Here is a 13,116-nt window from a genome sequence, read left to right as displayed (position 1 = left end):
TTCGCTCCGGCGCAGATAGCTGTGCGCTTTGCGGCGCAAACGCCGGCCAAACATTGCCTGAAGCGCCGTCCTGACCGATTCTGCGGCCGATGATTCCTGAAGAACCGAAGAAACCGCGCCGGCGCCGGAAGCCAAAGCCGCTGCCAGGCCCGCTCGAACAGCCGGTGGCGCCAGCGCCCGCCTGGCTGCGCGAGGCTGCCCGCGCGCCCGCGACGCTGGAGGAAGCGAGCTTCGTCGCCGGGACCGCGCTTGCCGCGCTTGACCAGATGGTGCGCAGGCGCCAGATCTGGGCCGGCCTGTGGCSCCAGCGGCTGGCACTTGCCGCCGCCGCCTCGACCGTGCGCCGCATGGGCCGCATCGAAAACGAGGAGGCGCTGCGCGATGCCCTGCACCTGACGCGCGCCGGCGATTCCAGGGGCCCGGCGGGCGAGGTGCTGATTGCCTGGCGCACGATTGTCAGGCAGCCGCCCGGCGACTGCCTCACGTCGGACGCGATCGCCGCGATGTTCGACCGTCTCGGCCGGCGCAGCCGCGGCGCTGCGGAAACCCTTGCCGGAAAGCTCGATGAACAGGCGAGCCGTGCCGCCGCCATTTCCGCCGTGCTCGACAGTTTCGAGCTCGCGCTGGAACATGGCTCCGCTCCGGAAGCAGCGCCGCTTATCAGCGACCTGATGCTTGCGCGTGCCTTCGGCTGGGAGCGGGCGGTGCCGCTGATCGCGCAGGAGGTTGCGCGCGGCGGCTTTTCGCGGCCCGTTGCCGGCGAGCCGGAAGCCGTGCGCACCGAGCGCCGGATAAAACTGCTCGGCGCCTATGCGCGCTCTGCCCTGCGCGCCATCGACCTGTCCGTAGAGCTCGGCCGCAAAGCGGAGCGGTTGCTGGAGGCGGCGCCGCAGCTGCGCGCCAAGGCGTCCGGCGCCGTGGTCGAAAAGCTGCTTACGGAGGACTCGCTCACCGCCTCAACCCACATCACCGGCATCACCCGCTGGGGCATGCACCGCATCTTCGAGCGGCTGATATCGTTCGGCGTGCTGCGCGAGCTCACCGGCCGCAGCACCTTCCGCATCTACGGAGTCTGACGCATGGCGGCGGGCGGCACCAGGGCAAAGGGACGCAACACGCCGCTGTTCGATCCCGAGCTCGAGCACCTGCCGCCGGAGGCGCGCTGGCGCGAATGGATGAACCGCGTGGAGGCGGTTATCTTCGCCGCCAGCCAGCCCGTGTCGCGCACCGACCTTGCCCGCGTCGTCGGCAGGAACTGCAACATCGACCTTCTGATCGAGGACATTCGCGAGGAGCTGCGCGGGCGGCCCTATGATCTCGTCAAGGTCGCGGGCGGCTACCAGCACCGCACGCGCCCGGCCTATGCCGATGCGATCCGCACGGTGAGCGGGGCCGCCGAGCGCGCGGTCGACCTTTCCCAGTCGGAGGCGCTGGTGCTGATGACCATCGCCTATTTCCAGCCGATCACCCGCTCGGAATTGTCGACCTTCTTCGGACGCGAGATTTCGCGTGACCTGATCGCCAGCTTGCGCAATTTCGGCTTCATCGGCTTTGGCCCCCGTTCGCCAAAGCCCGGCGCGCCCTATACCTATGTCACGACGAAGGCGTTCCTCAGCCATTTCGGGCTGGAGACGCTGCGCGACCTGCCGGACTACGAGGCGCTGGAGGATGCGGGGCTCCGGTCGAAGGACCGCGCACTTGCCGGCGACCTGATGCAGCTGAAGGTCGAAGACGAGGGAGGAGAATAGCGTGCGGTATTTCGACTTCAGCTCCTGGCAGGGCGTGCTCTTCACCATACTCGGCATCGCCATGATCACGCTGATCAGCATGGGCATCCGGCTGCTCATGATGATGACGATCCAGCAGAAGCAGCAGCGCGCCAACCGCCAGATCAACGAGCGGCTGAAGACGCTGATCGCCGCCTACAAGACGCTTGGCGGCTCGTTCACCGGCACGCTCAGCGTCGACCCGACCCATCTGCGGGACCTGCGCCGCAAGGCCGAGATCGAGGGCGAGGAGGTGGACGAAGAGGCTCTCGCCGTGCCTGCTACCGGCTCGGACCGCGCGCGCCGCATCCGCGATGCGGTGGAGGCCGCGCTTGCCGACATCATCCTGCTTGGCACCGAGGAGCAGGTGAAGCTCGCGGCGGCCGCGACCCGCGACCTCGTCGCCGGCAAGCCGGTCTACACCGACAAGCTGGTCGTCTCGCTGCGCGACTTCATCCGCGAGGCGCTCGACCTTGCGCCGGTTCCCTCCTCGATCGAGATCCCGTCGCAGGGCCCGACGCGGCCGGCCTCCCCTTCCTCCCGGTCGCGCTCCGGCGGCGAAGGGCGCGAAGGCGGCCGCGGAGGAGGCGGAGGTTCTGGCGGCGGTGGCGGCATGGGCGCTGGCGGAGGCGGTGGAATGGGAATGGGGATGGGCCTTGGCCTCGGCTCCCGTCACGACGAGGGGTAGGTTTGGCGCGGCGATAGTCGTGCCTGGTCCCGCACTTCGTGATCGTTCAGGGATGGATGCCACGGTCAAGCCGGGGCATCCATCCCTGAACGCTGAAGGACCCGCGGCGGGCCAGACCGGATGACGGAAGGCCGCACATCCGCTACCGTTAACGCATGACCGGCTACGTCTACATGACCGCCAGCCAGAAGCGGGGCACCATCTACATTGGTGTCACAAACGACCTCGCCCGCCGCGTGCCCGAGCACAAGGCACGAAGCGGGCCGGGCTTCACAGCGCGTTACGCCGTCACGCGGCTCGTCTGGTACGAAGAGCACTTCGACATGCGCGACGCGATCCGGCGAGAGAAGGCGCTGAAGCGCTGGCCGCGACAGTGGAAGATCAAGCTGATCGAGAAGACGAGCCCCGAGTGGAACGAGTTGCTCGTCGGGATCGGGTGGTAAGCATGGGTGGCGCTACATTCTCCAGCGCTCCGAAGTGGAACCGTTCAGGCATGGATCGTTGGGTCAGGCCCGACGATGACGATGGGAGGGAGGCTGCGGACAATCGTCAATGGGCCGCCTTCCACAACCGCTCCTCATTCTTCCTGTTTCCCGCCCCGACACCCGCATTCCTGTTTTCCCTTCCACCTCTCCGCTTCGTCATGCCACGGCTTGACCGTGGCATCCAGGCCTGAACGCTTCCGCTCGACGCGAGCTATTCCACCCTGCGCCTGGAGCCTCCCCCCATCGCGCGGGAGGGCGGCCGCTGAAGTCGGAGGTGGGGGCTCATAGGGCAGCGCTTGCCGATTGAAGAGAGCGACGTTTCTGCCGGGTGCGGCGCGAAAGACCAGCGAGGCCGCGCCCGTCCCTACGCCGCGAGCGGGAGCCTTGTGCGGCGGAATTCCTGCGGGCTGACGTCGTAGCGGCGGCGGAACATGCGCGACAGGTGCGAGGAATCGCAAAAGCCGGTCTCAGCCGCGATCTCGGCAATCGGCTTGTCGCTGGTCTCAAGGAGATGGTGCACCAGCGCCAGCCGCATCTCCAGGAACGCGGCAAAGGGCGAGCAGTTGAGCGCATCGCGAAAATGCCGTTCGAGACGGCGCTTGCCGACATTGAGCTGCTTTGCGATCTGCTCGATCGACAGCGGCATGTCGAGGCACTGCTGCATCAAAAGCAGCGCGCGGCTGACCAGCGGGTCTGAGGAGCGCAAATTAAGGGTCAGGCCCGGCTGCGGCGTCTCGCCCTTTTCCGCTTCCGGGATCATCATGATGTGCAGGCTTTTCGTCGCCTGCGCGCGGCCGACGTGGCGCTCGACGAGGAAGGCGGCAAGATGCGCGGTACTCGCCCCACCGGCCGAGGTCAGCCGGTCGCGGTCGATAACAAAAATCTGGTCGGAGACTGGGGTAAGCCCGTCGAACTGGTCGAGAAACTCCTTGTGATGGAACCACGAGACGCAGCCGCGGCGGCCCTTCATCAGCCCGGCGCGGAAGAGGATAAAGGTGCCGGTGCAGAGTCCAACGAGCGGCACGCCGGCGGCGGACGCCTGGCGCAGGAAGGCATCGATCTGGTCGGCATTACGGTCGGCCTCGTCGAGCAGGCCACCCACGACGACGATGTAGTCGAAGCGGGTGGGGTCGCCAAAGGTTTCCTGCGGCTGGATCTCGACGCCCGAACTCGAGGGGATCGGCTGCATGTTGGGCGCGATCACCTTCCAGCTGCAGTGGATCGGACGGCTGCGATCGCCCTCGTCAGCGGCAAGGCGCAGCACGTCGAGAAAGTTGGCGAAGGCGCAGAGCGTGAAGCGCCATGACAGCACGAAGCCGACATTGAGGCGCGGCGTTGCCGCGGGCTCCGGCTCGTTCAGGCGCCGCAAGGGAGCGGATCGGGGTGCTGGCATGGGCTCTGTCTCATTTGTACCGGCAAAACGTCGCGAACATTCTTTGCATCTGACAACGCTGCGTCAATACTCGTGAAAAAGTTGCAGAAGCGGCACACCCGCCAAAGAGCTCGAAGGCCGCCAGGGGACAAAGCCATGGACAGGACGGAGAAGACGCGACGGCTGTTCGTTTTCTATCTGGTGCCAGACTTTACCATGCTCGCCTTTACCTCGGCGATCGAGGTGCTGCGCCTCGCCAATGAGACGCTGGGAGAGGAAGTCTACAGCTGGCGCCTTGCTTCCGCAGACGGAAACAAGGTGCGTGCAAGCTGCGGGCTGACCCTCGACGTCGACGGTTCGGTGGCTGAAGAGCGCGCGGCGCTCGCGCGGATGGAGCGGCCGTTCATGGCGGTGGTCTGCGGCGGCAAGCGTGTCGAGGAGCATTGCGACAGGAACCTCGAAGCCTGGCTGCGCGAATGCCGCCAGCGCGGCGTCGCCGTCGCCGGCATCTGCAATGGCGCGCATATCCTGGCCCGCGCGGGCCTTTTGGCCGATCGCCGCTGCACCATCCACTGGGAGAATTTTCCGGGCTTCACCGAGCAGTTCCGCTCCAGCCAGGTGTCGCTCCGGCTTTTCGACGCCGATGGAGGCGTACACACCTGCGCCGGTGGGACGGCTGCCTTCGACATGATGGCGGAGGTCGTGAAAGGCGATCATGGCGACGCGGTCGTTGCCGGCATCTGCGAGCGCGCGCTGGTCGACCGGGTGCGCTCGGCCACCGAGCGCCAGCGCCTGCCCTTCGCCAAGCGGGTGGGTGACATCCACCCCGTGGTGAAGGAACTGGTCGAGAAGATGGAGAACAATCTCAGCGACCCGATCCAGATCGACAAGCTGGCGACCACGTCAAAGCTGTCGCGGCGGCAGATCGAACGGCTGTTCCGGGCCGAAATGGGCTGTTCGCCGGCCCGCTATTATGTGAAGCTTAGGCTCGAGCGCGCGCGGCTTTTGCTGCTGCAAACGTCGATCCCGATCGTCGAGGTGGCGATCGCCAGCGGCTTCCTCTCGGCGTCGCACTTTTCCCGCTGCTATCGCGAGACATTCCACTGCTCGCCGCAGGAAACGCGCAGCATGCGGATCGATACCGCTCCGGCAACATGGAGCGACAAGCCTCGGCGGATGCGCAAGCCGGCCGCCCGCATCGAGGCGCTGATGGAAAACGCGGCCTGAATGGCCGGAGCACGGTGCAGCCTTTGCCATCGTGCCGGGAAGGAGTCATGCTGCTTGCGGGGGCGGTATCGCGGGCAGGATTTCGGGGAACTACCGCATCAGGAGGCTGAAATATGAAGCATTTACTGGCGACCACCTGTCTGGCTCTCGGGCTGGGCGTTATGGGGGTATCGAGCGCGTCCGCCGAGTGCGGCGACGTGACGATTGCCAGCATGAACTGGCAGAGCGCCGAGGTACTTGCCGCGGTCGACCAGTTCATCCTTAACAACGGCTATGGCTGCAACGCGCAGATCATCGTCGGCGACACGGTTCCGACCATCACGTCGATGATCGAGAAGGGCGAGCCGGACATCGCGCCGGAAGGCTGGATCGACTTCATCCCGGAAGTCGTCAACAAGGGCGTCTCTGAAGGCCGCCTCATCAAGGCTGCGCTGGCGCTTTCGGACGGCGGCGTTTCCGGCTGGTGGGTGCCGAAGTTCATCGTCGACGAAAATCCCGACATCAAGACGATCGACGACGCGCTGAAGCATCCGGAACTGTTCCCGGATCCGGAAGATCCGAGCAAGGGCGCGGTTCACAATGGCCCGCAGGGCTGGGGCGGCACGCTCGTGACCACCCAGTTCTACAAGGCCTACGGCGCCGAGGAAGCCGGCTTCAACCTCGTCGACACCGGTTCGTCCGCCGGCGCCTACGAGCGCAAGCAGGGCTGGATCGGCTACTACTGGGAGCCGACCGCGCTGCTCGGCCGTTACGAGATGGTGAAGCTCGGCCACGGCGTGCCGTTCGACGAGGCTGAGTGGAAGCGCTGCAACACCGTTGCCGACTGCCCTGACCCGAAGAAGAACGAGTGGCCGGCAGACACGGTCCAGACCCTCGTGACGCCGAAGTTCGCCGAGCGCGCCGGCGAGGAGATCATGGGCTACCTCAACAACCGTTCCTGGAAGAACGCCACCGTCAACGCGCTGATGGCGTGGATGACCGACAACCAGGCAACCGGTGAGGACGGCGCCCGCCACTTCCTCGAAAACAATGAGGATGTCTGGACGACGTGGGTGAGCCCGGAGGTTGCCGAGAAGATCAAGGCAGCTCTCTGATCGAACTGACCGACGGCGGATTGTGCCTGGCGCAGTCCGCCGTCTCGCATTCGCATACAAGACTGGCGCACTGGTCCGGCCCGCCATGCGGGCCGGAAGGGCACCGAGGGGATATTCATGGACTGGTTCTGGTCTTTCCCGCATCTCAGCGACAATTTCCTGCGCGATATGCGGCGAACCATCGACGACGGCTTTCGCGTCTTCACACGAAACTACGGCGACCAGCTGGAAGCGGTGTTTGATCCGCTCCGCGTCTTCCTTGTCTGGGCCGAGCGGCTGATGCTCAACACGCCCTGGCCGATCGTCCTCCTCGTGATCGCCGCCATTGCCTGGTTCGCCAGCCGCAGCATCTGGATCGTCCTCGGCAGCATGATCACGCTCCTGCTGATCGGCATGTTCGACATGTGGGACGACACGATGCGGACCATCTCGATGATCCTGGTGTGCACGGTGCTGGCCATAGCCCTCGGCATTCCGATCGGCATCCTGATGGCGCGCTCGGATCGCGTCCGCAACGTCATCAACCCGATCCTCGACGTCATGCAGACGCTGCCGAGCTTCGTCTACCTGATCCCGGTGGTCATGCTGCTCGGCATCGGCCGCGTGCCGGGCCTGATCGCGGTGGTGATCTACGCGATCCCGCCCATGATCCGCCTGACCAATCTCGGCATTCGCCTCGTCGACCGCGACGTGCTGGAAGCCGCCGACGCCTTCGGTTCCTCCAGCTGGCAGAAGCTGAAGAACGTGCAGCTGCCGCTGGCGCTGCCCMCCMTCATGGCCGGCATCAACCAGACCATCATGATGGCGCTGGCGATGGTGGTCATCGCCTCGATGATCGGCGTCCAGGGCCTCGGCCAGCCGGTGCTACGCGCGATCAACAACCAGTATTTCACGCTCGGCATTTTAAACGGCCTCGCCATCGTCGGCATCGCCATCATTTTCGATCGCGTCAGCCAGGCATTCGGCAAGCGTCTGCAAAAGCATCTGGAAATCGTACATGGCTGACCCGCGCAACGACCACGGCATCGAGATCAGGGGGCTGTCCAAGATCTTCGGGCCAAAAGCGAACGAGCTCGCCCCCCTGCTCGACCAGGGCATCACCAAGACGGAGCTCAACGAGAAGTACGGCCACGTCCTTGGCCTCAAGGACATCAACATTGCGATGCCGGCCGGCTGCATCCAGGTCATCATGGGGCTGTCGGGCTCGGGGAAGTCGACGCTGATCCGCCACATCAACCGGCTGATCGAGCCGACGCGCGGCGAGGTGCTGGTCGGTAACGAGGACGTGGTGAAGATGTCGCCGCGGGAGCTGCGCGAATTCCGCCGCCACAAGACGGCGATGGTGTTCCAGAAGTTCGCGCTGCTGCCGCATCGCAACGTGCTCGAAAACACTGTCTACGGGCTCGAAATCCAGGGCGTACCGCGTGCGAAGCAGGTGGAAGCCGCGATGCACTGGCTCTCGCGCGTCGGTCTCAACGGCTTCGAGAAAAGCTATCCGAACCAGCTGTCGGGCGGCATGCAGCAGCGCGTCGGCCTTGCCCGCGCGCTGACCAACGACGCGCCGATCCTCCTGATGGACGAGGCATTTTCCGCGCTCGACCCGCTGATCCGCGTGGACATGCAGACGATCCTGCTCGACCTGCAGAAGGAGATCCGCAAGACGATCGTCTTCATCACCCACGACCTCGACGAGGCGCTTCGCCTCGGTGACCGCATCGCCATCTTGCGCGACGGCGAGGTGATCCAGCAGGGCACCGGCCAGGAAATCGTGCTGAAGCCGGCGAACGACTACATCATGAGCTTCGTTGAGCATGTGAACCGCGGCCGCGTGGTCGAGGTACAGACGATCATGACGCCGCTGGCAGCGGGCGAGGCGCCGCAGGGCGTGACGGCGACCGAGGGAACGCTGCTTGAGGATGCCGCGCGCATCCTGCTGCAGTCCGATACCGACCGGCTCACCGTCGTCTCTGGCGACGGCCGTCCGCTTGGCGTGCTCACCCAGCAGAAGCTGATGGAGGCAATGGTCACCAAGGTGGCCTAGCGCTCGCTGCGATCCCGGCCATTGCCGGCGGGCGGCGAAGCCGCTACGCCAGAGCAAACCCGGGATCGGCAGAAACCCATGACGGCAAACTATCGCGGCGCGCTCTACATGACGCTCGCCATGTTCCTCTTCGCGCTGGAGGACATGGCGCTCAAGGCCGCCGTGCGCGACGTGCCGGTCGGCCAGGCGATCCTGATCTTCGGCATCGCCGGCACGCTCGTCTTCATGGCGATCGCGCTTGCCAACGCGCAGAAGCCGTTTCATCCCGCCGTTACCTCGCGGCTGATGCTGCTGCGCTCGGCAAGCGAGATCTGCGGCCGGCTGTTCTATTCCGTCGCTATCGCGCTCACCGCGCTGTCGAGCGTCTCGGCAATCCTGCAGGCAACGCCGCTGATCGTAGCGCTTGGCGCGGTCCTCTTCTTCAACGAGCGCGTCGGCCTTGGCCGCTGGATCTGGATCTTCGTCGGCTTCATCGGTGTCCTGCTGATCCTCAAGCCCAGCAGTGAGGGCTTCGATTTCGCCTCTATCTTCGCCGTGCTCGGCACGCTCGGCTTCGCCGGCCGCGACCTGGCCACGCGCGCCAGCCCCGTCTCGATGTCGACGGCGCAGCTTGGTGTGCTTGGCTTCGTGGTACTGACGGTCTCCGGCCTCATCCTCATCGCCTGGACCGGCGGCGAGATGGTGTGGCCGCCGCTGCGCGCCTGGGCCCTGCTTGCGCTGACGACCACCGTCGGCTGCGCCGCCTATGGCGCGCTCACCCGGGCAATGCGCACCGGGGATGTTTCCGTCGTGGCACCCTTCCGCTATTCGCGACTGCTCTTTGCCTTCATCCTCGGCATTGTCGTCTTCAACGAGAGCCCGGATCTTCTCACCTATATTGGCGGCATCATCGTCGTGCTGAGCGGCATCGCCCTGTTGCGCAGCGGAAAATCTTCCCGTAGGGAAGCGGCCGCAACGCACAGCTCTTTAAAATAATTCTTATCGTAATATATGTGTGTTGCTGAAATGGCGGCCTTCGGGCCGAGGGAAGGAAAGGCAACACGTAATGGGCATTGAGCCAAAGGGGCCGGCACCACTCGACGACCAACTCTGCTATGCGATCTACTCCGCCGGCATGGCTATCCAGCGCGTCTACAAGCCGCTGCTGGACCAGTTGGGACTGACCTACCCGCAATATCTCGTCCTCAACGTGCTGTGGCGCCGCGACGAACAGACGGTCGGCGTCATCGCCGAACAGCTGGCGCTGGAATCGAGCACGCTGACGCCGCTCCTGAAGCGCCTCGAGGCCGCGGGACTGGTGCGCCGCACCCGCAATCCGCAAAACGAACGCCAGGTGGTGATCGGCCTTACCGACCAGGGCCGCGCGATGCGCCTGCAGGCCGGCTGCCTCGGCGCCTCGCTGCTCGAAGCCTCCGGCAGATCGGCGGAAGAGCTCGCAAGGCTCAACAAGGAGGTCAAGCAGCTGCGCGATACGCTCTACGAGCATATCGGCGGCTGGTGCCTCGTTCGCCAGAACGGCGACTGACGCCTCAGGCGCCGTGGACGAGCTGACTGTCCTGCGGCGCCTCCTCGCGGCGCTCGTTCAGGCCATAGTCGCGGATGACCGAGGCAATGCGCAGCCGGTAGCCCGCAAAGATGCCGCCGCGCCCGGCCCGCTGCGCCTGCCGATGCTCTTCCGTGTTGCGCCAGGCGGCGACTGCCGCCTCGTCGCGCCAGAATGACAGCGAAAGGATCCGCTTCGGATCGGCAAGGCTCTGGAACCGCTCGATCGAGATGAAGCCGTCGATGCCGTCGAGCATCGGCCTCAAATCCGCGGCGATGCCGAGATAGGCGTCGCGCTTGCCCTCGGCGGGCTCCACCTCGAATATCACCGCAATCATCTTCCCCTCCCTGAACGCGTTCCTCGGCGCCATCATGCAGGCAATGCGCCCGCGTGGCGAGGGCATGTTTCGGGTCGCTCCGGGTGCGACCTTGCGCCCCTGCGACAGCGCCCGCTTTGACGCGGTGGTTCTTCCGCCCTATCGTTCCCTTACGGAATGAGGAACACGGAGCACCGTAATGGACGCACTGATGCTTTCCCGACTGCAGTTTGCGGCCAACATCTCGTTCCACATTCTCTTTCCGACCATCACCATCACGCTCGGCTGGGTGCTTCTCTATTTCAAGCTGCGCTACAACGCGACCGGCGACGGCGCCTGGATGCGGGCCTATTTCTTCTGGGTGAAGGTCTTTGCGCTGTCCTTCGCGCTCGGTGTCGTTACCGGCGTGACGATGACCTTCCAGTTCGGCACCAACTGGCCCGGCTTCATGGAGCATGTCGGCAACATCGCCGGCCCGCTGCTCGCCTATGAGATCCTGACCGCGTTCTTCCTCGAGGCGATGTTCCTCGGCATCATGCTGTTCGGCTTCCGCCGCGTGTCGAACTTCGTGCACACGCTGGCGACGGTGTTGGTTGCCGCCGGCACGACGCTTTCCGCCTTCTGGATTCTCGCTTTGAATTCGTGGATGCAGACGCCCGCCGGCTTCGAAATGATCGACGGCGTTGCCCATCCGACCGACTGGTGGGACGTGATCCTCAACCCGTCCTTCCCCTACCGGCTCGTCCACATGCTGCTGGCCTCGGGCCTCACCGTCTCGTTCCTGATCGCCGGCATGTCGGCGCTGCGCTTCCTCGCCGGCGACGGTTCGGAATCGATGTGGAAGGCACTGCGTACCGGCGTCTTCCTCGGCGCAACGCTCATCCCGATCCAGATCTTCGTCGGCGACATGCACGGCCTCAACACGCTGGAGCACCAGCCGCAGAAGATCGCGGCGATGGAGGCCAACTGGGAAACGCGGGGCAACGTGCCGCTGGTGCTGTTCGCCTGGCCGGACGAGGAAGCGCGCGAAAACCGCTACGAGATCGCAGTGCCCGGCGGCGCGAGCCTCATCCTGCGCCACCATGTCGACGGCGTGGTGCCCGGCCTCAACGACTTCGAGGGCAACCACCCGCCGGTCGCGCCCGTCTTCTTCTCCTTCCGCGTCATGGTCGGCGTCGGCGTGCTGATGCTGCTCCTGTCGTGGACGGCCGCCTTCTTCCTGTGGCGCCGGGACACGCTGCCGCGCGCCGTCGCACTTGCCTATGCGCCGATGGCTTTTTCCGGATGGGTGGCGACACTTGCCGGCTGGTACACGACCGAGATCGGCCGCCAGCCATGGCTGGTGACCGGCGTTCTGCGCACCGCCGATGCGGTCGGGCCGGTGCCGGCGGCGCATGTCGGCTTCACGCTGACCGTCTACGTGCTCCTCTACATCGTGCTGATGGTGGTCTATCTCGGCGTGCTGACCTACCTTGCGGTCAAGGCCGCGCGTGACGGCGACAAAACCCCGCTCCCGGGCGTCGAGGACCACGCCCTGTCACAACCGATGCAGGCGGAGGGGTAAGCCCATGACCTACGACTGGAACTTCCTGCTGCCGCTGATATTCGCCGGGCTGATGGGCGTGGCGATCCTCGTCTACGTCATCCTCGACGGGTTCGACCTCGGCATCGGCATCCTGTTTGCGGTCGCCGAGGACGACGAGAAGGACCGGATGATCGCGGCGATCGGGCCGTTCTGGGATGCCAACGAGACCTGGCTGGTGCTGGCCGCCGGGCTTTTGCTCGCGGCGTTCCCGCTGGCGCACGGGGTGATCCTGACCGCGCTGTACCTTCCGGTCTTCGCGCTGCTGTTCGGGCTAATTCTGCGCGGGATTGCCTTCGACTTCCGGGCCAAGGTGCCGCTGCGCCACAAGCGTCGCTGGAACACGCTGTTCTTCATCGGCTCGCTGATCGCCTCGCTGGCGCAAGGCTACATGCTCGGCGTCTACGTGCTGGGGCTGGAAACGGGCGCGGGTGCGATCGGCTTCGGCCTCCTTGTCGCGCTCTGCCTTGCCGCTTCCTACGCGGCGATGGGCGCGGCATGGCTGATCTACAAGACGGAAGGGGAGCTGCAGCTGAAGGCCGTACGGTTCCTGCGCCAGGCGCTGATCTTCACCGTCGTTGGCATGGTGGCGGTATCGCTGGCCACTCCTTTTGCCAGCGCGCGCATCTACGAAAAATGGTTCAGCTGGCCGCAGATCGCGCTGCTGGCGCCGCTGCCGATCCTGACCGGAATCGTCTTTCTGCTCTTGTGGCGGCTGTCGTTCCGGATGCCGGCGCCCGGCGACCAGCACGCGCTGACGCCTTTCCTGGCGCTGGCGGCAATCTTCGCGTTCGGCTTTGCCGGCCTTGCCTACTCGTTCTACCCGTATGTCGTGCCCGACCGGCTGACGATCTGGGAGGCGGCGGCGGCACCGGGCAGCCTTGCCATCATCCTCGCAGGAACCGCGATCACCCTGCCGATCATGATCGGCGCCTCGTTCTACGTCTACCGCGTCTTCGGCGGCAAGGCGACGGACCTCAGCTACGACTGAGGGCTGGCCGC

Annotated in this window: 14 protein-coding genes; 12 read left to right on the top strand and 2 right to left on the bottom strand. The window is 65.4% G+C overall.

Features of this window, described 5'->3' with window-relative positions; all coding sequences use genetic code 11:
* Positions 1-89: 89 nt before the first annotated feature.
* The 4 genes from L610_RS01675 to L610_RS01660 all read left to right on the top strand — a co-directional run bounded on the left by L610_RS01675 (position 90) and on the right by L610_RS01660 (position 2,897).
* A complete protein-coding gene (locus L610_RS01675; RefSeq protein WP_144701940.1) occupies positions 90-1,076 on the top strand; it encodes a DUF1403 family protein in 987 nt (328 codons plus the stop codon).
* 3 nt (positions 1,077-1,079) lie between these two features.
* Positions 1,080-1,748 carry an SMC-Scp complex subunit ScpB gene (locus tag L610_RS01670; protein ID WP_024846387.1) on the top strand — a complete coding sequence of 223 codons (669 nt, stop codon included), beginning with the start codon at positions 1,080-1,082 and terminating at the stop codon, positions 1,746-1,748.
* Position 1,749: 1 nt separating this feature from the next.
* Complete coding sequence (locus L610_RS01665; protein WP_024846388.1) at positions 1,750-2,454, top strand: hypothetical protein; 705 nt, start codon at positions 1,750-1,752, stop codon at positions 2,452-2,454.
* A gap of 155 nt (positions 2,455-2,609) precedes the next feature.
* Entirely contained in the window at positions 2,610-2,897 is a 288-nt protein-coding gene (locus L610_RS01660) for a GIY-YIG nuclease family protein (protein WP_024846389.1), read from the top strand.
* Between the two features lie 406 nt (positions 2,898-3,303).
* Here the strand turns inward: L610_RS01660 and L610_RS01655 are convergent, their stop codons facing one another.
* Positions 3,304-4,332 carry a GlxA family transcriptional regulator gene (locus tag L610_RS01655; protein WP_144701937.1) on the bottom strand — a complete coding sequence of 343 codons (1,029 nt, stop codon included), beginning with the start codon at positions 4,330-4,332 and terminating at the stop codon, positions 3,304-3,306.
* Between the two features lie 135 nt (positions 4,333-4,467).
* Between L610_RS01655 and L610_RS01650 the strand changes: the two genes are divergently transcribed.
* From L610_RS01650 to L610_RS01625, 6 genes are all read left to right on the top strand, one after another.
* Positions 4,468-5,538 carry a GlxA family transcriptional regulator gene (locus tag L610_RS01650; protein ID WP_024846391.1) on the top strand — a complete coding sequence of 357 codons (1,071 nt, stop codon included), beginning with the start codon at positions 4,468-4,470 and terminating at the stop codon, positions 5,536-5,538.
* 113 nt (positions 5,539-5,651) lie between these two features.
* Positions 5,652-6,632: an ABC transporter substrate-binding protein gene (locus tag L610_RS01645; RefSeq protein WP_144701934.1), complete on the top strand. Its 981-nt coding sequence runs from the start codon at positions 5,652-5,654 to the stop codon at positions 6,630-6,632.
* A gap of 117 nt (positions 6,633-6,749) precedes the next feature.
* Positions 6,750-7,637: a proline/glycine betaine ABC transporter permease gene (locus L610_RS01640; RefSeq protein WP_144701931.1), complete on the top strand. Its 888-nt coding sequence runs from the start codon at positions 6,750-6,752 to the stop codon at positions 7,635-7,637.
* Entirely contained in the window at positions 7,630-8,673 is a 1,044-nt protein-coding gene (locus tag L610_RS01635) for a glycine betaine/L-proline ABC transporter ATP-binding protein (protein WP_024846394.1), read from the top strand. Before L610_RS01640 ends, L610_RS01635 begins: the two co-directional genes overlap by 8 nt.
* A 78-nt stretch (positions 8,674-8,751) precedes the next feature.
* Positions 8,752-9,648 carry a DMT family transporter gene (locus L610_RS01630; RefSeq protein ID WP_024846395.1) on the top strand — a complete coding sequence of 299 codons (897 nt, stop codon included), beginning with the start codon at positions 8,752-8,754 and terminating at the stop codon, positions 9,646-9,648.
* 70 nt (positions 9,649-9,718) lie between these two features.
* On the top strand, positions 9,719-10,198 hold the full coding sequence (locus L610_RS01625) for a MarR family winged helix-turn-helix transcriptional regulator (RefSeq protein ID WP_024846396.1): 480 nt from the start codon (positions 9,719-9,721) through the stop codon (positions 10,196-10,198).
* Between the two features lie 4 nt (positions 10,199-10,202).
* On the opposite strand, the gene L610_RS01620 is transcribed toward L610_RS01625, so the two are convergent.
* A complete protein-coding gene (locus L610_RS01620; RefSeq protein ID WP_144701928.1) occupies positions 10,203-10,553 on the bottom strand; it encodes an antibiotic biosynthesis monooxygenase in 351 nt (116 codons plus the stop codon).
* A gap of 178 nt (positions 10,554-10,731) precedes the next feature.
* Here L610_RS01620 and L610_RS01615 point away from each other — a divergent pair, with 178 nt between their 5' ends.
* On the top strand, positions 10,732-12,096 hold the full coding sequence (locus L610_RS01615) for a cytochrome ubiquinol oxidase subunit I (RefSeq protein WP_144701925.1): 1,365 nt from the start codon (positions 10,732-10,734) through the stop codon (positions 12,094-12,096).
* Between the two features lie 4 nt (positions 12,097-12,100).
* The gene (locus L610_RS01610) at positions 12,101-13,105 is read left to right on the top strand and encodes a cytochrome d ubiquinol oxidase subunit II (RefSeq protein WP_024846398.1); all 1,005 of its coding nucleotides are present in this window, start codon (positions 12,101-12,103) and stop codon (positions 13,103-13,105) included.
* Positions 13,106-13,116: the final 11 nt, after the last annotated feature.

The sequence above is a fragment of the Aminobacter sp. J44 genome (assembly GCF_007829415.1).
Classification (GTDB): domain Bacteria; phylum Pseudomonadota; class Alphaproteobacteria; order Rhizobiales; family Rhizobiaceae; genus Aerobium.
This window is presented reverse-complemented; position numbering and strand designations above follow the sequence as displayed.

Coding starts and splice junctions, on each gene's coding strand:
- L610_RS01670 (WP_024846387.1), top strand. CDS start 1,080: ATGGCGGCGGGCGGCACCAGGGCAAAGGGACGCAACACGCCGCTGTTC.
- L610_RS01660 (WP_024846389.1), top strand. CDS start 2,610: ATGACCGGCTACGTCTACATGACCGCCAGCCAGAAGCGGGGCACCATC.
- L610_RS01655 (WP_144701937.1), bottom strand. CDS start 4,332: ATGCCAGCACCCCGATCCGCTCCCTTGCGGCGCCTGAACGAGCCGGAG.
- L610_RS01650 (WP_024846391.1), top strand. CDS start 4,468: ATGGACAGGACGGAGAAGACGCGACGGCTGTTCGTTTTCTATCTGGTG.
- L610_RS01645 (WP_144701934.1), top strand. CDS start 5,652: ATGAAGCATTTACTGGCGACCACCTGTCTGGCTCTCGGGCTGGGCGTT.
- L610_RS01635 (WP_024846394.1), top strand. CDS start 7,630: ATGGCTGACCCGCGCAACGACCACGGCATCGAGATCAGGGGGCTGTCC.
- L610_RS01630 (WP_024846395.1), top strand. CDS start 8,752: ATGACGGCAAACTATCGCGGCGCGCTCTACATGACGCTCGCCATGTTC.
- L610_RS01625 (WP_024846396.1), top strand. CDS start 9,719: ATGGGCATTGAGCCAAAGGGGCCGGCACCACTCGACGACCAACTCTGC.
- L610_RS01620 (WP_144701928.1), bottom strand. CDS start 10,553: ATGATTGCGGTGATATTCGAGGTGGAGCCCGCCGAGGGCAAGCGCGAC.
- L610_RS01615 (WP_144701925.1), top strand. CDS start 10,732: ATGGACGCACTGATGCTTTCCCGACTGCAGTTTGCGGCCAACATCTCG.
- L610_RS01610 (WP_024846398.1), top strand. CDS start 12,101: ATGACCTACGACTGGAACTTCCTGCTGCCGCTGATATTCGCCGGGCTG.